We start from the raw sequence: 19,136 nt of genomic DNA, 5'->3' as shown, positions 1-19,136 counted from the left end.
CCACTAATTTCGGGTTGTCGGCCCCGGGGGATCCCGGGATCTCAATTACCAGGTGTTCGGCATAGCGTCCGTGCCTCGCGCCGTCGTCGCGGGTGCCGGCGCAGGGGTTGGTCGCCTGCCACCTAGCACTCTATACATGAGAGTGCTAGCACTCAAGATCGGCCTACTGCCTATCGCGAGTGGCGAACACGGAGGTCGCCGAAGAAGGCGTCCACCAGCGGATTGACAACGTCAGCGCGCTCCCACTGCAGAAAGTGGCCGGCACCCGGAACCACGACCGGTCCCGTGCGGTTCGTAAAAGCCACCTCGCAGGTGTGCAAGAAATCAGGGCCGATCGCCTGATCGTCCATGCCGTAGAGGATCAACGTGGGGACGTCGACCTTGCCGTCGATGATCGGCGGCTCGCTCATCGCCCGACCGTGCTGGAGCTGGTAGCAGGCCCAGCTCGCCCACATCCGTTCTGCGGAGGAGAACGGTTCGGTCATGAAGTCGACGTCCGCCGCGGTGAAGGTGCCAGGCGATGCCCACAATCGGTGCCCGTACATGCCGGCGACGTGCCGTCTGCGTTTGGCCGGTGTGTCCAGTTCGGCAGCCAACTCGTCCGGCGTCGCCCCCTGCAGGCGGCGATAGTCGGCCGTCGGCCCGTCTCCGAACGACCGGATCGACGCGAGGTCTATCCCCGCCGCGACGAAGTCGTCGAAGACGAACGGCGGCACGGTGTTGAAGTAGACGAGCTTCTCGACGAAACCCGGATAGCGATGCAGCAGGTCCACCGCGACCGCGCCGCCGAGGTCGCCCGCGACAACGCCGCACCGCTCGTGGCCCAGCACGTCATGCACGAGCAGGTAGAGATCGCGGCTCCACGCCGCCAGGTCATAGACGTCGGCCGCCGACAGGTCCGAGTCGCCGAAGCCGCGCAGATCGGGTGTGATCACCTCGTATCCCGCTTCGGCCAGGGCGCCGATGTTTCGCCACCAGATGCGTTTGGTCTCGGGCCAACCATGCAGCAGCACAACGGGATAGCCGGCGCCTTCGTGCACGAACGCGATCGACAGCCCGTCCCGGCCTTCGGTCGGTGGCACCTCACGACGATGGATCGTGAATGCATCAGGTGGCGGGGTCTCTGGTTGAGCGGGTCGCAGGCGCAGGTCGTAGTGCACGGCAGGGAGTCTGCCGCAGCGACGGTCAGAAGTTCGTCGGATCGACCATCAAGTGATCGGACACATTCCCGATCATCTGGATCTCCACCTTGCGTTCGGTGAAGTACCAACCCGCCGAGTCGCGGCCGAACGAATCGAAGTACCGCCCGACGACGATGGGCTGGATCGGTACGGACTCGGTGTCCTGCACGACGCAGAAGGTCGACCGTGCGACCGCCGTGTCACCGGTGAGCTCCACGATCGGGTTGAGCACCAGATGACGCGTCCGCGGTGTGTTCCCGTGGTCGGGGTAGCGCCGGGTCGTGGCCGCGAAAAGTTTGGCGATGTTCTGCGCACCGGAGACACCCTGTGGCCCAGTGCCACCGAACGACCCGCGCGACAACAGCTCGCCGACTCCGTCGAAGTCGCCCGCGTCGATCAGCTCGGCATAGCGGTACATCAGCTCGCTGATCTCGAGCTTGGCCAGAGACTGCGATCCGCCTTCGGCCTCTCGCGGGCGACTCATGCCACCTGTCCCTTCACCACGGGTAAACCGGGATCGCTGGCCGCGTCCAGGGGCGACGGCGCCGCACCCGCCGCGATCAGATGTGCGGCGAACGACGCGATCATCGCACCGTTGTCGGTGCAGAGCCGCGGACGCGGAATCCGCAGCGTCAGTCCGGCCTCCGCGCAGCGCTGCTCGGCCACTTCTCGCAGCCGCGAATTCGCCGCCACCCCACCGGCGATCAACAACGTCGACACCCCCAGGTCCTTCGCCGCCCGGACGGACTTGCGGGTCAACACGTCGGCGACGGCCTCCTGGAAACCAGCGGCGACGTCGGCCTGCAGTGCGTCCGGGTGGCTTTCGACAAAACGCGCCACGGCCGTCTTGAGCCCCGAGAAGCTGAACGCATAAGGATCGTCGCGCGGCCCGGTCATGCCGCGCGGGAACGCGATCGCGTCACGATCACCGGTGCGGGCGAGGTCGTCGAGCGCCTTGCCGCCGGGATAGCCGAGACCGAGCAGGCGTGCCACCTTGTCGTAGGCCTCGCCCGCAGCGTCGTCGACCGTGCTGCCGAGTTCGACGATCGGTTCGCCCAACGACCGCACGTGCAGCAGGTTGGTGTGTCCGCCCGACACCAGAAGGCCGACACTCTCCGGCAGCGGGCCATGGTCGTACACGTCGGCGGCCAGATGGCCCCCGAGATGGTTGACGGCGTAGAACGGCACCTGCCATGCGGCCGAATACGCTTTGGCGGCAGCGACTCCCACCAACAGCGCGCCGGCCAGGCCGGGGCCGATGGTCGCCGCGACGATGTCCGGCCGTTCGATTCCGGCGGTCTCCATCGCGCGGCGCATCGTCGGGCCCAGCGCCTCCAGGTGGGCGCGCGACGCGATCTCGGGCACCACGCCGCCGTATCGGGCGTGCTCGTCGACGCTGGAGGCCACCTCGTCGGCCAGTAGCGTCACCGAGCCGTCTGCTCCGAGTTCGGCGATGCCGACACCGGTTTCGTCGCACGAACTCTCGATGGCCAGGATGACTGTCATGACGGATCTCGTCGCATCGTATAGGCGTCGGCGCCGCTGGCACGGTAGTAGCGCCTGCGCAATCCGACGTTGACGAAGCCGAAGCTCTCGTAGAGCGCAATCGCGGGCGCGTTGTCGGTGCGGACTTCGAGGAATACCACGCTGTCGGAAGCCAATTCGAGGAGTTGGGTCACCAGGCGCCGCCCGATGCCCTGGCCCTGGTACACCGGATCGACGCCGATGGTGTGAATCTCGTACTCGTAGGGCCGTGTTCGGCCCAGCCGCGCGATCCCGGCGTAGCCGACGAGCTTGTCGTCACTGCGCGCGGCGACATAGTGAATGTGTTTGGCCTTGAGTTCGGCCAGGAACGCCCGCTCGGGCCACGGGTCGTCCCCCTCGAACAGCTGCGACTCCAGCTCGGCACACCGCGCGGCATCCGACGGTTTCAGCTTTCCGTAGACGACGGTCACCGAGTCGCCGCCCGCTCGGCCAACGTCTTTGCGTCGGGCCGACGAAGGTACAGGGGCACCAGCGGCGCAGGCGCCGAGTTCCAGTCGGCAACAGCACGCACCAGGCCCGCTGCGGTGGGATACAGAGGCGGCTGCGCCAGCGCCTCGTCCGCGCCGGGGACGTCGGCAGGAGCGGACACCGCGGGCCCCTCGACGCGCGCACCGTCGTGGTAACGCGCCCAGTACACCTCGCGGCGACGGGCATCCGTGACGATAAGGACGTCTCCGGCGGTGTCGACACCGATGGCGTCGAGGCTGCAGACGCCGTGCACCGGCAGCCCGAGCGCGTGACCGTATGCCGCGGCGGTGGCCATGCCGACACGCAGCCCGGTGAACGGCCCCGGCCCGCACCCGACGACGATCGCCTCGAGGTCTCCGACTCCGATCTCCGCATCGGCCAGCGCGCCGACCGCGTTGGGTGTCAGCTGTTCGGCGTGCGCACGGGCGTCGAGCGTGGCACGTTCGGCCAGCACCTCGATCGTGTCGCCGGCGCGGCGGACCACCCCCGCGGTGACCGCGGGTGTGGCCGTGTCGATCGTCAGGATCAGGCCGCTCACGGCGCGCTCCACTGCCACATCGCGGTGCGAACCTCGGTGTCGGTGCCGCGTTCGAGGCGAATGTCGAGATGGCTGTCCGACAGCCGCTCGGCCACTCCCTCACCCCACTCCACCACGACAACCGCATCCTCGAGGTCGGTGTCCAGGTCCAGCGAGTCGAGTTCGCCGAGGAGATCTACCGATGTCTCGTCGAGCAGACGGTAGAGGTCGACGTGAATCATGTCCGGAGCCTCGGCATTTCGAGCACGGTGCACGCGGGCCAACACGAATGTCGGCGAGATCACCGGACCCTCGACATCCATGGCCTGTGCGATTCCCTTGGCCAGCACGGTCTTTCCCGCGCCCAGCGGGCCGGACAGCACCACGACGTCGCCGGCGCGCAGTTCCTTGCCGAGTCGTGCACCCAGGGCGATGGTGTCGTCGGCCGTCGGTAGTTCAGCAGTCCCGGCGCCACGCTCAGCCATGGTGGCGAACCCGGTCCCGGACGCGGCGGGTCATCGCGACGAGCTTGGAGGGTGTGGCGCGTTCCACCAGGCGGACCAGCGCGTCGTCGATGATCTCGGGTTGTTCGAGCTGTACGAGATGCCCTGCGCCGTCGACGATGACGAGCTCGGACTTGGGCAGGGCGTCGGCCATGTCCTGCGAGTACTCCATCGGGGTGAGCAGGTCCTCGTCGCCACAGGCGACCAGCGTGGGCACCTTCGCCAAGGTGTTGAGCCCGTCGGCTTCGTCATGGACTTCGAGTGCGTGCAGGAATTCGACCAGCGTCCCGATCGGGGTGTCGTGCATCATCTTCTCGGAGAATTCGACGACGCTCGGGCTGACCTTCTCGTCGCCGTAGGAGGCCGCACGCAGGATCGGAGCGATCACCGACTTGGCGGCGCCGCGGGTGCGATGCACCGTCTTCGGCGCGTACCGGACGGCGAAGCGGACCGCCTCCAGTGCGGGGTTCTTCAGGATCTCCCCCAGCGGGGACCGCGAAACCCCCTCGGCTGCAGACGAAATCAGCGCAGCGCCGACGACCCGCGTCGGATAGCGCTTCGGGAACTGCCTGGCATGCGACAGGACGGTCATGCCGCCCATGGAATGGCCGACGAGTACGACGGGCCCGCGCGGCGCCATCACCGCCAGCACCGTCTCCAGATCCTTGCCCAACTGCTCGACGGTGTACGTATCCGGCGACGCCATGCCTGACTGACCGTGTCCGCGCTGGTCGTAGAACACCATCCGCACCTGCGGGCCCCACTCCTCCGTAAGCCGGGCGCGCTGAAAATGGAAGGCGCCCATGCGTAGACAGAAGCCGTGGGCGAAGACCACCGTCAGTGGGGCATTCTGGTCCCCCACTTCGCGGACCGCCAGGTCGACACCGTCCGGTGTGGTGACGACGACGCTGCGGTCGGCGTCGAGAAGGCTGAAATCCTCGTACTCGTAAGGGTCATCGCTGCTGACTCGCCGGCGCAGCGACCTGGCGACCGACACCGCCGTTGCGGTGCCGACGGCGGTGACGCCTGCCGCGCCCGCCAGCCAGCGGGCACCCTGATCACTCAACGCTGGGACCCAAGGTAGGTACGGACGACGCGGCCGCGGGGACTCGTGACGACCTCGTAGTTGATGGTGCCGAGCAGTTCGGCCCAGTCCTGCGCGGTGAGTTCGCCACTGGTGCCCGGTCCGAACAGAATCGCATCGTCGCCCTCGCTGACGTCACCGTCGGTCCCCACGTCGACCACCAGTTGGTCCATACAGACACGTCCGGCAATGCGGCGCGGCCTGCCGTTGATCAACACGTCGATGCGGCCGCTGAGGCTGCGGAAGACACCGTCGGCGTAGCCGATGGGAAGCAGTGCAAGGGTGGTGTCACGTTCGGCGATCCACGTGTGGCCGTAGGACACACCATCTCCCGCACGCACTGGCCGCACCAGCGCCACAGGGCATTTCAGCGTCATCGCCGGCTTCAACCCCATGTCACCACGCTCGGGAATCGGCGTCTGGCCGTAAACCGCGATTCCCGGACGGACCATGTCGAACGCAAGATCGGGACGCGTCAGCGCCGACGGCGAGTTGGACAGGTGCACCACCTCGTACCGCACGCCCTGGTCGCGAGCCTGGCCGGCCATCTCCTTGAGCCGTTGCGCCTGAACGTCGTTGAACGGATTCTCGGGTTCGTCGCCGAGTGCCAGATGCGACATGAGGCCACGCACCGCGAACGCTTCATCCGCGAGGGCCTGCTTCAGTGCCGTCAGCATCGCCGGATACTCCGCAGGGCTGGCGCCGTTGCGGTTGAGGCCGGTGTCGACCTTGACCGTGACCGTTGCGGTACGGCCTGTGCGCTCAACCGCGTCGCGAAGGTCGCCGATCTGGCGCAGCGACGATACGGCGATCTGAACATCGGCCTCGAGCGCGGGTGCGAAGTCGGTTCCCGGTGGATGCAGCCACGCCAGCACCGGATCCGCGATGCCGTCGCGGCGGAGTGCAACCGCCTCGTTGATGGTGGCGACACCCAGCTCCGCAGCACCCGCGGCCAGGGCGGCGCGGCCGGTCTGCGCCGCGCCGTGGCCGTAGCCGTCGGCCTTGACGACCGCCATCACCTGCGCTGATCCCGCGTGCTCGCGCAGCAGGGCCACGTTGTGTGCCACGGCGTCGAGGTCGATGACCGCCTCGGGGGCTGCCGCCGATGTCGTCGCTCCGGTCGTATGCATGGTCATGTCACCACTGCCGATTGTCCCAGACCGGAAATTGTGCCTTGGCCCACAGTGACGGCCGGTCAGTGCGCGAACGGCTGCAGCTCGTCGAAGTGGCCCTGTGGCTTCAGCGCGTCCAGGTGGGCGAGCACGGTAATCATGTCGTCGCGCAGCATCCTGGCCAGGTCAGCGGAGAAACCCTCCCGGACCACAATGCGTAACACGACGACGTCGCTGGCGTTGTCCGGCATCGTGTACGCGGGCACCTGCCAGCCGAATGAGCGCAGGGCGTGGGAGACGTCGAACTCGGTGTAACCGGGATCACCGGACAGCCGGAAGCTGACCACGGGGATGGCCGAGCCGTCGGAGATGATCTCGAAGTGTTGGCTCTCTCTGAGCTGATCGCCGAGCCAGCGCGCCGTAGTCGACAGAGATGACATCACCTGGGCGTAGCCGGCTCTGCCGAGCCGCAGGAAGTTGTAGTACTGGCCGATGACCTGGTTGCCGCCCTTCGAGAAGTTCAGCGTGAACGTGGGCATGTCACCGCCCAGGTAGTTGACCCGGAAGACGAGCTCCTCGGGCAGGTACTCGGCGCTTCGCCACACCACGAAGCCGATGCCCGGGTACGTCAGGCCGTACTTGTGGCCGCTGACGTTGATCGACACCACCCGGGGTAGCCGGAAGTCCCACACCACGTCCGGGTGCAGGAACGGCACGACGAAGCCGCCGCTGGCCGCGTCGACGTGCACGGGAACGTCGACACCGCCGTCGGTCGCCAACTTGTCCAATGCGGCGCAGATATCGGCGATGGGTTCGAGTTCGCCGGTGTAGGTGGTGCCGAGGATGGCGACCACACCGATGGTGTCCTCGTTGACCGCGGACAGCACCTGCTCAGGCGTGATGACGTAGCGCCCCTCCTCCATCGGGAGGTAGATGGGCTCGACATCGAAGTAGCGACAGAACTTCTCCCAGACCACCTGGACGTTGGAGCCCATCACCAGATTCGGCTTCCGGGTGCGCCAGCCGTCCTTTCCGTCGCCGACCTTCGCGCGCCACCGCCAGCTCATCGCCAGACCGGCGAGCATCACGGCCTCGCTGGACCCGACGGTGGAGACGCCGATCGCGCTGGCCGGGTCGTCGTCGCGCAGGTCTTCGGCGTGGAACAGGTCGGCCACCATGCACACGCATCGCTGCTCGATCGCCGCGGTCGCCGGGTATTCGTCCTTGTCGATCATGTTCTTGTCGAAAGTCTCGGCCATCAGTTTCTCGGCCTCGGGGTCCATCCACGTAGTTACGAAGGTCGCCAAGTTCAGCCGGCTGCTGCCGTCCAGCATCAATTCGTCGTGAATGAAGCGATAGGCGACGGCGGCGTCCATGCATTCGTCGGGCATCCGCAGCGCGGGAACGGGTGCCATCGCGAACCGCCCGGTGTACGCCGGGGAGATCAACGGAGCGTGAGTGTGCTTGCGCGACATGGCAAGACCTTTCGTTATAGAGATGCGATGGCCGCCCGGATGTGGGCGAGGATGCGTGATGCCGATGTCGGTGCCGGGCGCGGCCCGGGGTCGGAGGCGGATAGGTTGGCGGCTCGGGCATGGACGTACGCGGCCGCGGCAGCCGCCTGGCCCGGCGGTAACCCCGCAGCGAGAAGTGCGCCGATGACGCCGGACAGTACGTCGCCGGAACCTGCTGTGGCCGCCCATGATTGACCAGCGGAGTTTAGGTACACCGGCCCGCCGGGCTCGGCGATGACGGTGATGTTGCCCTTCAACAACACGGTGACGCCGAGGCGGTCGGCGAGCTTGCGGGTGGCGCCGACACGGTCGTCACCGGGTGGCGAGCCGGCCAGCCTCTCGAATTCTCCGGCGTGGGGCGTCAGCACCGTCGGTGCGGAGCGGTTGGTGACGAGGTCCGGATGGGCGGCAAGGATTGTCAGTCCGTCGGCGTCGACGATCACGGGTAGGTCGGTCTCCAGCGCGAACCACAGCGCGGACGCACCCGTCTCGTCGGTGCCCAACCCGGGCCCGACCACCCACGCCTGCACTCGTCCGGCAGCGGCGACACTCGGCGCGGCCACGACCTCCGGCCACTCTGAGATCACATGCTGTGCGGCACTTCCCGCGTAGCGCACCATCCCGGATGTCGCGGCGACGGCTGCGCCCGTGCACAACACGGCCGCCCCCGGATAGGTGGCCGAACCCGCCAGAACGCCGGTGACGCCCTGGGTGTACTTGTCGTCCTTCGGGCCTGGGATGGGCCATCGCGCGGCGACGTCGGCGGTCTCGAACTCGAAAACGTCGGACCGCGGCAGGTCGAGGCCGATGTCGACCAGCTCCACGCGACCGCAATCACCGAGCGCGTGAACCGGTTTGAGGCCACCGAAGGTCACGGTCAGCGAGGCGTTCACGTGTGGGCCGTCGGTGGCCCCCGTGTGTACGTCGATACCGCTGGGGATGTCGACCGCGACCACAGGAATCCCCGCCGCGTCGACGGCGTCGAACACCTCGGCGGCATCGGGGCGCAACGCCCCGGATCCGGAGATGCCGATGACACCGTCGACCACCAGATCGGTTGCTGCCGGGATGCTTTCGACGACCCGGCCGGCGGATGCGGTGAACGCCGCCAACGCCTTGGCGTGCGCGCGTTCCGGCTTGAGCAGTATCGCGGCGGCCGACACGCCCCGACGGCGCAGGAAGGTCGCCGCCCACAGGGCATCCCCACCGTTGTCCCCGGAGCCGACGACCGCGCAGATCCGGCGTCCGGCGACACCACCGGTCAGCAGGGTGAGTTCACGCGCGATCGCGGTGGCCAGGCCGTGGGCCGCACGGCGCATCAGTACACCGTCGGGGAGGTCCGCCAACAGCGGCGCTTCCGCCTCGCGGATTTGTTCGGCGGTGTAGTAGTGCCGCATCGCTGCCCACGTTACGTGCTGGTGGCCTTCCGCGGCCCTGGACGCCTAAAGTTCCTCGTGAGGATACTGTCGGGGGCGTGGAATCCCGGCCTGACGGCGAGCGGCGCGGCACTCTCACGTTCGCGTGGCTGTTCGTTCTGTTCGTCACCACCCGGATTCAGCGGTCTGCCGGCCGCTGGCGATCGCGACGCATCCAGCGCAGACATTCGACCAACCTGAACCGTCTGGACGCCGAACCTTCGCGGGTGTTGACGACTAGCCTGTTCTGGCTCGACGACCACAGATGGTGGCCGTACGTGCCGGTCTTCGTCGGAGTCGTCGCCCCCGCCGAACGTCGGTTGCGCTGGTGGGGTTGGCTTCTCGTGGGTATCGCTGCCCACGTCATTGCGACCTACGCCGGGCAGAGCTATCTGAAGTATTCGATCAAGAGGGCGCGCGCTCCCCGGCGGTTGGTGAATGCCCGCGATGTCGGGGTGAGCTACTTCGTCTTCGGGGTGGCGGGCACTTTGACGGGGTACGTCAGGCCGCCCTGGCGATCTCGAATTCAGATCGGGGCGGTTGCGACGTTAGCCGGCAATGCACTGCTGCGGCCGACCTTTACTGAGGTGGGGCACCTCACGGCTTTGGTCGTTGGTCTGACAGCCATCCCACTGGCGCCTGATCGCGAGGACCTGCCGTACCCGCCCTGGGCTATTCGACGGTGACGGACTTGGCCAGGTTACGCGGCTTGTCGACGTCATAACCGCGGGCCTGAGCGACACCGGCGGCGAACACCTGCAGCGGGATCGTCGACAACAGCGGCTGGAAAAGTGTTGACACCGCGGGGATCTCGAAGAGGTGATCTGCGTGCGGCCGGACGGTCTCGTCGCCCTCCTCGGCGATGACGATGGTGATCGCACCGCGGGCCTGGATCTCCCGGATGTTGGAGAGCAGCTTGGCGTGCAGCGTCGGGGAGTTCTTCGGCGACGGCATGACCACGATGACCGGCACGCCGTCCTCGATCAAGGCGATCGGGCCGTGCTTGAGTTCGCCGGCGGCGAAGCCCTCGGCGTGCATGTACGCCAATTCCTTGAGCTTGAGCGCACCTTCGAGCGCAACCGGATAGCCGACATGGCGGCCGAGGAACAACACCGTTTGCGACTGGGCGAATTGTCGCGCCAGCTCGAATACCGGCTCTACGGTGTCGAGTACGCGTTGGACGAGGTCGGGCATGGCCTCGAGAGCGCGAAACTCCCGTTCCACCTCTTCGGGGTACTTCGTGCCGCGAGCCTGTGCAAGCGCCAGTCCGACAAGGTAATTGGCGGTGATCTGGGCGAGGAACGTCTTGGTCGACGCCACCCCGATCTCCGGACCGGCGCGGGTATAGAGGACGGCGTCGCACTCACGCGGAATCTGCGACCCGTTGGTGTTGCAGATGGCCAGCACTCTGGCCTTCTGCTCTTTGGCATGCCGGACGGCCTCCAGCGTGTCTGCCGTCTCGCCGGACTGCGAGATTGCCACCACCAGCGTGTGGCGGTCGAGAACCGCGTCGCGGTAACGGAATTCGCTGGCCAGCTCAACCTCGACAGGCAGCCGGGTCCAATGCTCGATCGCATACTTGGCCAACAGTCCGGAGTGGTATGCGGTGCCGCAGGCGACGATGAACACCTTGTCGATCTCGCGGAGCTCCTGATCCGACAGGCGCTGCTCGTCGAGCACCACACGGCCGTCGTCGAAATGGCCGAGCAGCGTGTCGGAGACCGCAGCCGGTTGTTCGGCGATCTCCTTGAGCATGAAGTACTCGTAGCCACCCTTTTCGGCGGCCGAGACGTCCCAGTCGATGTGGAATTCCCGCGCATTCGCGGAATCGTCGTCGCCGTTGAAGTCGGTGATGCGGTAGCCCTCGGCGGTCACGACGACCGCCTGGTCTTGACCCAGCTCGACGGCATTGCGGGTGTATTGGATGAACGCGGCGACATCCGAGCCGACGAACATCTCACCCTCGCCGACACCGAGCACCAACGGGGTGGAGCGCCGGGCGGCGACGATCGTGCCGGGATCGTCGGCGTTGGCGAAGACGAGGGTGAAGTGGCCCTGCAGCCGGCGAAGCACGGACAGCACAGAGGCGGGAAAGTCTCCTGCCGTCTCGCCGTCGCGGTACTCGCGGGCGACCAGGTGGACGGCGACCTCGGTGTCGGTGTCGCTGGTGAATTCGACGCCCGCGGCTTCCAGTTCGGCGCGCATGGCGGCGTAGTTCTCGATGATGCCGTTGTGGACGACCACGATCTTCTCGGCGGCGTCGCGGTGCGGATGGGCATTGCGATCGGTCGGCCTGCCGTGGGTCGCCCAGCGGGTGTGCCCGAGGCCCGTACTGCCCACCAGCGTGCCTGCATCCGATTCGGCCAGAGCGGCCTCCAGGTTGGCCAGCCGGCCGGCCCGGCGGCGCACCGTCAACCCGCCGTTACCGTCGAGGAGGGCGACACCGGATGAGTCGTATCCGCGATACTCCATCCGCCGCAGCGCGTCGACGACAACGTCGCAGGCAGGGCGCTGCCCGACGTATCCGACGATCCCGCACATAGCCATTCAGGGTAGTGCAAGCGCGACGGGCGGCCCGCTGCGCTACGGTCGTCTGGTGGCGCGAACGAACAAGCTCTTCAACGAGTTGAAGCGCCGCGGTCCGCACCGCGTTTTGCGCGGTGACCTGGCATTTGCCGGACTTCCCGGCGTGGTGTTCACCCCCGAGTCGGGCAAGAACCTCGCGGGGGTGGCGTTCGGTCACGATTGGCTCACGAGTGACGATCGTTACTACGGAACGCTCGAACACCTGGCGTCCTGGGGCATCGTCGCCGCGGCGCCGGCCACCGAGACCGGCCTGGCGCCGTCGGTGCTCAACTTCTCCTACGACCTGGGCACGACGCTCGACATCATCGCCGGGGTGCGGTTGGGGCCCGGCAAGATCAGCGTGCATCCCACGAAGCTCGGGGTGGCCGGTCACGGTTTCGGCGGGTCTGCCGCGGTGTTCACGGCCGCGGGGATGCCCGGCAGGTTGAAAGCCGTGGTGTCCGCGTTCCCCACCCTCACCAAGCCTCGCGCCGAGGAGCCTGCGGCGTCGCTGCAGGTGCCCGGCCTGATCCTGGCCGATCCCGGCGACCCGATGTCGTTGCGCTCCAACGCCGTCGAACTGGCCCGGGTCTGGAAATCCGGAACGCTTCGAGCTGTCAGCAAGGTGAAAGCCGGTGGGCTCGTCGAGGGCCGCCGACTGGCAAAGGTCGTCGGGCTGCCTGGCGCCGACCGCGGCACGCAGAAGATCGTGCGCGCGCTGATGACGGGGTTCTTCCTGCACACGTTGGCGGGCGATAAGGCCTATCACGACTTCTCCGACCCCGAGGTAGCGCTGCCCAAGGCCCCGACGCTCGATCCGTTCTCCGATGATCCGGTGGATCTCGAGAACAAAGTCGTGGCGTTATTGAAACCCTGAGAGGGCCAACCAACCGGTTGGGTGTATAACTCGATGATGCGAACCGGGATCTTCCTCAACTACGCGGGTGGCTTCCTCGACGCCGTGGACCAGGTCGTCGAGCTCGAGAAGGCCGGTGTCGACATTGCCCTGGTCGCCGAGGCCTATTCGTACGACGCGATCAGCCAGCTGGGCTTCCTGGCGGCCAGAACGTCGACGATCGAGCTCGGTACGGGCGTCGTCCCGATCTACATCCGCACGCCCACTCTTCTGGCGATGACTGCCGCAGGCCTCGACTACGTGTCCGACGGCCGGTTCCGGTTGGGTATCGGCACATCCGGCCCGCAGGTTATGGAGGGCTTCCACGGCGTGCCGTTCGACGCCCCGCTCGGCCGCACGCGCGAGGTCGTCGACATCTGCAGGCAGGTGTGGCGTCGTGAGCGGGTGACCTACGACGGCAAGTACTACCAAATTCCACTGCCCGCCGATCAGGGCACCGGCCTTGGTAAGCCGCTGCAGCTGATCAATCATCCTGTCCGCGATCGGATTCCGATAACGATCGCCGCGCTGGGACCGAAGAATGTCGAACTCACCGCGGAGATCGCCGAAGGTTGGCAGCCGGTGTTCTTCTATCCGGAGAAGGCCGACGAGGTGTGGGGCGACTCGCTGCGCGCGGGGTTCGCCAAGCGCGACCCCTCCCTGGGTCCGCTGGACATCATGGTCAGCGCACCCCTGGCGATCGGCGATGACATCGATGACCGATTGAATTGGGTGAAGCCACAATTGGCCCTCTACCTCGGCGGTATGGGTGCACGCGGACAGAACTTCTATCACAGGCTCGCCACCCGCTACGGGTTCGGCGAGGTGGCCGACCACATCCAGAATCTCTACCTCGACGGCAAGAAAGCCGAGGCGATCGAGGCGGTGCCCGACGAACTGGTGCGCTCCGTATCGCTGGTGGGCCCGCGCGGGTTCGTCAAAGAGCGGCTCGCAGCGTTCAACGAGGCCGGCGCCACCACACTGTTGCTGCAACCGCTTTCGGGCGACCGCGCCGAAACGTTGACGTTCGTAGACGAAGTGCAGGCCCTGCTGCCGTAGCGATTCAAGGAATCGCCGGTCCACCTGTAGACTGTGTACAGCGGCATCGTCTGTTCTGCCTTATGCCGTTTCTCGATCGTCATACCGAGCGCCGCGGAATCGTCCGCGCCGGGCAGGACGACCACTCTTAGACTTTCGGAGTTTTGACCTTGTCTGTTCAAATCACTGGTGGCACAACCGTGTCCACCTTCGTCGACCTCGGCCTGCCGCAGGCTGTCGTCGACGTCCTTGCCGGTAACGGCATCGACACCCCGTTCCCCATCCAGGCCGCAACGCTGCCTGATTCGTTGGCGGGCCGCGACGTTCTCGGCCGCGGCCGCACCGGATCCGGCAAGACTTATGCCTTTCTTTTGCCGATGGTGACGCGACTCACAAACAGTTCCACCAAACGACTTCCGGGCCGCCCGCGGGCGCTCATTCTCGCCCCGACCCGCGAGTTGGTCGCCCAGATCGAGGCGTCACTCGCGCCGCTTGCCGCCGCGACGGGCCTGCGCTCCGTCGTCGTGTTCGGCGGGGTTGGCCACCAACCGCAGATCGACAAGCTGCGCGCCGGTGTCGACATCGTCATCGCCTGCCCCGGCCGCCTCGAGGACCACGTGAAGTCCCGGCATGCCGATCTGTCGGCGGTCGAGATCACCGTCCTCGACGAGGCCGACCACATGGCCGACCTCGGGTTCCTGCCTCCGGTCAAGCGCCTTCTGGACAAGACGCCGCGCAACGGACAGCGAATGTTGTTCTCCGCCACACTCGATGGCGGTGTCGACGTTATCGTCAAGCGCTATCTGACGGATCCGGTCGTGCACAGCGTCGACTCGGAACAGTCGCCGGTCACGGCGATGGAACACCATGTGCTGCATGTCGAGAAGGCCGCACGCGTCAGCGTGCTTGCCGACCTCGCCGCGTCGCCTGGGCGCAAGATCGTCTTCGCGCGGACCAAGCACGGTGCCAAAAACCTTGCCCGTCAGCTGAACTCACGTGGCGTTCCTGCCGTCGAATTGCACGGCAACTTGTCGCAGAACGCCCGCACCCGCAACCTGGCCGCGTTCTCGGACGGTTCGGCTTGGGTGCTCGTGGCGACGGATATCGCAGCGCGCGGCATCCACGTCGACGATGTGACCCTGGTCGTACACGCGGATCCGCCCGTCGAACACAAGGCATATCTGCACCGGTCCGGCAGGACTGCGCGCGCCGGCAATGACGGCACGGTCGTGACGCTGATGCTCGATGAGCAGGTGTCCGATGTGCGACAGCTGACCCGCAAGGCCGGCGTGAAGCCGACGATCACCCGCTTCCGCGGTGCGTCACATCCGGTGCTGCACGAGATCGCGCCGGGCGAGCGCACCTTCGGTGAGCCGATCGTGCCCGTCGCGCCCAGCCGTCCCGCACCGGCGAAGCCCGCCCAGGGCGGCCGTCGGCGCCGCCCGAACTCGAACAACCGTCGCAGGCGGCCGTCCAACGTGTAAGTGGTTCTACAACCACGTCAACTGACCTGTGGATAACTTGTTCGCTGTGTCAGTGGACTGAGGCATAATCGAATGTATGTTCGAATGCGAGTTCTCGAGTGCTGATGACGCAACTGTGGTCGCGGCGGTCGAGTCCTCGGCGCGAGCTGAGGCCGCAGCGGGGGCGCGTCGGTTGGCGGCGATCGCGGAGCTGACTCGGCGGCGTCTGCTCGATGACGACGAGCGCGCGTTGTGGGCGTGTGATTGGTGGGATTGCGCGGCCGCCGAGGTTGCCGCGGCGATGAATATCAGCCAGCGCCAGGCCTCGGGACAGATGCGCATCGCAGCGACGTTGCGCAATCACCTCCCCCTGGTGGGCGAGTTGTTCCGGCGTGGACTGTTGAGTGCGCGGGTGGTCTCGACGATCACCTGGCGCACCCGGCTGATCACCGACGACGCAGTGTGGGCGCAGCTAGACGCCGCGATAGCCCAGCGGGTCCGGCAGTGGGGGCCGATGCCCGAAGTCACCCTGATCGCCGCACTCGATGCCCTGGTATTGCGCTGGGATGCCGACGCCCGCATCGACAGCGGTGCCGCGGCACGTACCCGGGATTTCACGACGGGAGACCGCGAAGACGAAGCAGGGCTGACATCGGTGTGGGGCAAATTGCTGGCCCCCGACGCCGCCGTATTGAACAAGAAAGTCGCGGCGATGGCGGCCACCGTGTGCGCAGACGATCCCCGATCGCTAGGTGAGCGCCGCGCTGATGCGTTGGGCGCGTTGGCCAACGGCAACCACCACCTGCCGTGTGCCTGCACCAGCGCGACGTGCTCCGCCCGCACGGGTCAGCCCGCCCCGAAGTCCTCCGTGGTCATCCATGTCCTCACCGGCCAAATGCCCGCCCCCACAACCCCCGCGACCAAGGATGCCGGGACCGCGGTGCTGTCGGGTACCGAGGCGATCCCCACCCCGCTGTTGGCTGCGCTGGTGCGTGACGGCGCCAAACTACGGCCACTGCCCGCACCGGAGGAACTCTGCGAGCCGGTGTCGGGGTATCGGCCGTCGACGGCGATGGCCCGCCATGTCCGTAACCGGGATCTGACGTGTCGTTTCCCGGCGTGCACGATGCCCGCGGAGTTCTGCGATATCGATCATGTGGTCCCCTATCCGCTAGGGGCCACGCATCCGTCTAATTTGGCGTGTCTGTGCCGTAAACATCACCACCTCAAAACCTTTTGGGCCGGGGACTGGGAATTCACGCTGCGGCCCGATGGCACCGCGATATGGACATCGCCGACCGCGCGCACCTACACCACCCATCCGGGGTGTCGAAGTTACTTCCCCGACTGGGACACCAACACCGGGGAACTCCCACCCCCACCCACACAACCCGCGTTCGACAGCGACCGGGGATTGATGATGCCCCGCCGCAAACGCACCCGCGCCGCTGACCGCGACGCACGAATCAAAGCTGAACGCCAACACAACAACTCGGACCCACCCACCACACCCGACCCACCAAGCGGCTCCGATCCGCCGCCGTTCTAGTCACAGGCGCTACACGCTGATGCGTTCGGGTTGCCGGTCTTTTGCGGCGATCTCTCCGAGCATCGCAACGACGACACCGAACGCGAAATACAGTGGGACCAGCCAGGGTCCGACGCCAAATAGTTGGTCGCAGTCGGCGTTGTAGGCGAAGACTCCGACTTTGACGAGCACGATCTCGACGACAGGCCCGATGATCGCCGCCATTACGCCGCACGCCACCGAGGCCTTGTCGCCGAGTGCACACCAGGTGATCGCGGCCATCGCGACGATCAGGGTGGTGGCGGGCACCGCCGGCGCACTGTGCACCAGCGCGGTGGTGACGTAGGCGCCGATGACCGCGGCGATGCCTGCGAGCCCCTGTCGAGCGGCGACAGTGGTCCGCGGTGCGGGCAGATGCAGACGCAATTCGGCCAACGACACCGTCGCGACGCCGACCATCGCGGGAAACCAGATCGGGCTGCTCCACACGAACGGCACTGCGTCCGTGAAGTACTCCGTGGTGCCGGTGACGACGTGACTGTGGTCGCCGACGAGCGACGCAGCCGCCCCCAGCAGGAAGAGGATCAGCAGTTCGGGTACGCGCAGCTTCACGAAGCGGACGTTACCTCTGTTATTCGCCCACCTGTGGCAGTTCGTTGGCCGCGATCTCGCACGGCGTGCCCGCGGCCGACATGGGCTCCGGCGGTGGCGGCAGAGGTGCGGGAACCGGCGGCGGCGCGACCGGCGTTTCGGTCGGGACTGGTGGCAGCGGCTCCGACAGCGGCGCGGCGGGCTCCGATTCGCCAGTTACGCCGGCCGCAGGGTCTGTCTCGGCGCCGTCTGCCTCGTCTTCCTTTTCGTCGTCCTCGTCGAGATCGTCCTCGTCGAGATCGTCTTCGTCTTCCTCGGGCTTGTTCTCGTCGAGATCGTCGAGTTCGTCCGGCGCTTCACCCGCGTCGAGATCGCCCGGCTCCGGCAGATCAGACAGCGCGTCCTGCGACGTTCCCAGCAGGCCGCCCAACATGTCGCCGAGTTGGCTTCCGAACCCGGACAGTCCGCTTCCGATGTCAGGCATTCCTCCGCCGAGGGACGGCGCGGACGGCGGCGCCATGGCGGCAGGGTCGACAGGCGGTGCTGCCGGTAGCGGCGGCGAAGGCACCGGCGCAGCCGTGGGCGGTGGCGGCAGTGGCGCCGACATCGGCTGTGCTGCAGGCGGCATCGACCACACCGCGCCAGCAGGTGCAGCCCCACCACCCCCGACCAAACCCGCCGGCGTTGTCTCGACACCGTCGCCTGGTGAAGGAGACCACGACGGCCCGAGCTCGCCGGGCACGTCGAATGCGACGGCCGCCTCGGAAGTGAGCTCGTCCACGGCGGCATCGTAGGCGTCTGTCACGGCGGCGATCGCTGACTGCATCGCCGTCAACCACTCGGCCCGAATGTCTTTGTCGACGAACGGCTTGACCTCTCGATCGATGAGCTCACTGGCCGTCGCTCGATCGCCCGCGCCGCCCGTCACCGTCTGCACCGCGGTCCGCCAATCCGGCCGCGCGCCTCGTGCTTCAGCCGCCCCCGTCGCCGCAACCTTGCCATCGACGCTGTGCCACAAGCGATCCCGCAGCGACGCAAGCGATTCGGCCGCCTGAAGCACTGCGGACGCCACCGCCGCCGAGGCCTCACTGTGGCGGCGCAGAAAACCGCGGGACGCCTCGGCACCAGGACCCTGCCACGCGGCGGACATCAACGCGAGCTGAGCGTCCTGACGTGCCAGCGCCCCTTCGGCTGCTGCAGCGGCAGTCCGCAACGCCTCGCAATCGGCCTCGAGCACTGCCAAGTCGATTCCGTCCTCGCTGCCGTACCAGTCGCGTACCTGTGATGCGTGCTGAGTCAGGTCCGGGTTCTGATAGCCGAGCAGATGACAGGCCCATACGTAGTTCTGGACGGTGTCGGCGGCGGGCCGCCCCTCGGCCAATCGTGAAGCAGCGTCGAACATCTCATCCCACCAGACGGCCGGCGCGGATGTCCGCTTCGTCGTAGCGGCGCGCGGTGGTCCGCAACGTGGCCGCGATCTCCGCCGACGCCCGCGACCATGCCCGGAGCTGATCGGCCACACCGTCGACCGCAATCCGGACCGCCTCACCGCGTGCGGTGTGCACCCGGCCCGCAGTGGCACCGCCGAACTGCAGCCCCGCAAGCCGAGTGCGGACGACGGCGTCGACCGCGTCGGCTATGGCCTCGTACTCACCGGCGACACCCAGCAGCGCGGCGACGTCGACGCGCGCGACGTCTCGTTCCCCCATGTAGAGCT

19 protein-coding genes are annotated in these 19,136 nt (G+C 67.1%); 5 read left to right on the top strand and 14 right to left on the bottom strand.

What is annotated here, in order from left to right; translation table 11 throughout:
- Window positions 1-170 precede the first annotated feature (170 nt).
- From AB4Z42_RS03970 to AB4Z42_RS03925, 10 genes are all read right to left on the bottom strand, one after another.
- Window positions 171-1,082 carry an alpha/beta fold hydrolase gene (locus AB4Z42_RS03970; RefSeq protein ID WP_442007790.1) on the bottom strand — a complete coding sequence of 304 codons (912 nt, stop codon included), beginning with the start codon at window positions 1,080-1,082 and terminating at the stop codon, window positions 171-173.
- 103 nt (window positions 1,083-1,185) lie between these two features.
- Window positions 1,186-1,665 (bottom strand): nuclear transport factor 2 family protein, encoded by a 480-nt coding sequence (locus AB4Z42_RS03965; RefSeq protein WP_442007789.1) that lies wholly within the window; start codon window positions 1,663-1,665, stop codon window positions 1,186-1,188.
- The gene (gene tsaD / locus AB4Z42_RS03960) at window positions 1,662-2,687 is read right to left on the bottom strand and encodes a tRNA (adenosine(37)-N6)-threonylcarbamoyltransferase complex transferase subunit TsaD (protein WP_442007788.1); all 1,026 of its coding nucleotides are present in this window, start codon (window positions 2,685-2,687) and stop codon (window positions 1,662-1,664) included. The genes AB4Z42_RS03965 and tsaD overlap by 4 nt, the downstream gene beginning before the upstream one ends.
- On the bottom strand, window positions 2,684-3,136 hold the full coding sequence (rimI, locus tag AB4Z42_RS03955; RefSeq protein WP_442007787.1) for a ribosomal protein S18-alanine N-acetyltransferase: 453 nt from the start codon (window positions 3,134-3,136) through the stop codon (window positions 2,684-2,686). The genes tsaD and rimI overlap by 4 nt, the downstream gene beginning before the upstream one ends.
- Window positions 3,133-3,732 carry a tRNA (adenosine(37)-N6)-threonylcarbamoyltransferase complex dimerization subunit type 1 TsaB gene (gene tsaB / locus AB4Z42_RS03950; protein ID WP_442007786.1) on the bottom strand — a complete coding sequence of 200 codons (600 nt, stop codon included), beginning with the start codon at window positions 3,730-3,732 and terminating at the stop codon, window positions 3,133-3,135. Before tsaB ends, rimI begins: the two co-directional genes overlap by 4 nt.
- Window positions 3,729-4,196, bottom strand: a complete 468-nt coding sequence (gene tsaE / locus AB4Z42_RS03945; RefSeq protein WP_442007785.1) for a tRNA (adenosine(37)-N6)-threonylcarbamoyltransferase complex ATPase subunit type 1 TsaE — start codon at window positions 4,194-4,196, stop codon at window positions 3,729-3,731. Before tsaE ends, tsaB begins: the two co-directional genes overlap by 4 nt.
- Complete coding sequence (locus AB4Z42_RS03940; RefSeq protein ID WP_442007784.1) at window positions 4,189-5,280, bottom strand: alpha/beta fold hydrolase; 1,092 nt, start codon at window positions 5,278-5,280, stop codon at window positions 4,189-4,191. The genes tsaE and AB4Z42_RS03940 overlap by 8 nt, the downstream gene beginning before the upstream one ends.
- Window positions 5,277-6,434 carry an alanine racemase gene (alr, locus tag AB4Z42_RS03935; protein ID WP_442007783.1) on the bottom strand — a complete coding sequence of 386 codons (1,158 nt, stop codon included), beginning with the start codon at window positions 6,432-6,434 and terminating at the stop codon, window positions 5,277-5,279. Before alr ends, AB4Z42_RS03940 begins: the two co-directional genes overlap by 4 nt.
- A gap of 59 nt (window positions 6,435-6,493) precedes the next feature.
- Window positions 6,494-7,885 (bottom strand): glutamate decarboxylase, encoded by a 1,392-nt coding sequence (locus tag AB4Z42_RS03930; RefSeq protein ID WP_442007782.1) that lies wholly within the window; start codon window positions 7,883-7,885, stop codon window positions 6,494-6,496.
- A gap of 14 nt (window positions 7,886-7,899) precedes the next feature.
- The gene (locus AB4Z42_RS03925) at window positions 7,900-9,321 is read right to left on the bottom strand and encodes an NAD(P)H-hydrate dehydratase (protein WP_442007781.1); all 1,422 of its coding nucleotides are present in this window, start codon (window positions 9,319-9,321) and stop codon (window positions 7,900-7,902) included.
- A 77-nt stretch (window positions 9,322-9,398) separates the two neighbouring features.
- Between AB4Z42_RS03925 and AB4Z42_RS03920 the strand changes: the two genes are divergently transcribed.
- Window positions 9,399-10,025 carry a rhomboid-like protein gene (locus AB4Z42_RS03920; RefSeq protein ID WP_442007780.1) on the top strand — a complete coding sequence of 209 codons (627 nt, stop codon included), beginning with the start codon at window positions 9,399-9,401 and terminating at the stop codon, window positions 10,023-10,025.
- Here the strand turns inward: AB4Z42_RS03920 and glmS are convergent.
- The gene (gene glmS / locus AB4Z42_RS03915; protein WP_442007779.1) at window positions 10,012-11,880 is read right to left on the bottom strand and encodes a glutamine--fructose-6-phosphate transaminase (isomerizing); all 1,869 of its coding nucleotides are present in this window, start codon (window positions 11,878-11,880) and stop codon (window positions 10,012-10,014) included. The two genes, AB4Z42_RS03920 and glmS, sit on opposite strands and share 14 nt — an antisense overlap.
- 55 nt (window positions 11,881-11,935) lie before the next feature.
- On the opposite strand from glmS, the gene AB4Z42_RS03910 reads away from it, so the two are divergent.
- The 4 genes from AB4Z42_RS03910 to AB4Z42_RS03895 all read left to right on the top strand — a co-directional run bounded on the left by AB4Z42_RS03910 (window position 11,936) and on the right by AB4Z42_RS03895 (window position 16,849).
- Window positions 11,936-12,781 (top strand): dienelactone hydrolase family protein, encoded by an 846-nt coding sequence (locus AB4Z42_RS03910; protein ID WP_442007778.1) that lies wholly within the window; start codon window positions 11,936-11,938, stop codon window positions 12,779-12,781.
- 36 nt (window positions 12,782-12,817) lie between these two features.
- Window positions 12,818-13,858, top strand: a complete 1,041-nt coding sequence (locus AB4Z42_RS03905) for an LLM class F420-dependent oxidoreductase (protein WP_442007777.1) — start codon at window positions 12,818-12,820, stop codon at window positions 13,856-13,858.
- Window positions 13,859-14,037: 179 nt separating this feature from the next.
- A complete protein-coding gene (locus AB4Z42_RS03900) occupies window positions 14,038-15,321 on the top strand; it encodes a DEAD/DEAH box helicase (protein WP_442007776.1) in 1,284 nt (427 codons plus the stop codon).
- A 76-nt stretch (window positions 15,322-15,397) separates the two neighbouring features.
- The gene (locus AB4Z42_RS03895; RefSeq protein WP_442007775.1) at window positions 15,398-16,849 is read left to right on the top strand and encodes a DUF222 domain-containing protein; all 1,452 of its coding nucleotides are present in this window, start codon (window positions 15,398-15,400) and stop codon (window positions 16,847-16,849) included.
- A gap of 9 nt (window positions 16,850-16,858) precedes the next feature.
- Here the strand turns inward: AB4Z42_RS03895 and AB4Z42_RS03890 are convergent, their stop codons facing one another.
- Genes AB4Z42_RS03890 through AB4Z42_RS03880 form a run of 3 tightly spaced genes read right to left on the bottom strand, consistent with a single transcriptional unit; the run spans window position 16,859 to window position 19,128 of the window.
- The gene (locus tag AB4Z42_RS03890; protein ID WP_442007774.1) at window positions 16,859-17,440 is read right to left on the bottom strand and encodes a diacylglycerol-binding protein; all 582 of its coding nucleotides are present in this window, start codon (window positions 17,438-17,440) and stop codon (window positions 16,859-16,861) included.
- A gap of 19 nt (window positions 17,441-17,459) precedes the next feature.
- Window positions 17,460-18,821, bottom strand: a complete 1,362-nt coding sequence (locus AB4Z42_RS03885) for a hypothetical protein (protein ID WP_442007773.1) — start codon at window positions 18,819-18,821, stop codon at window positions 17,460-17,462.
- Between the two features lies 1 nt (window position 18,822).
- Window positions 18,823-19,128, bottom strand: coding sequence for a type VII secretion target (locus AB4Z42_RS03880; RefSeq protein WP_442007772.1), 306 nt, complete (start codon window positions 19,126-19,128; stop codon window positions 18,823-18,825).
- Window positions 19,129-19,136: the final 8 nt, after the last annotated feature.

This window comes from Mycobacterium sp. 2YAF39 (genome assembly GCF_052114565.1).
GTDB lineage: Bacteria > Actinomycetota > Actinomycetes > Mycobacteriales > Mycobacteriaceae > Mycobacterium.
Note: the sequence above shows the minus strand (reverse complement) of the source record. Positions and strands in the feature narration are given on the sequence as shown.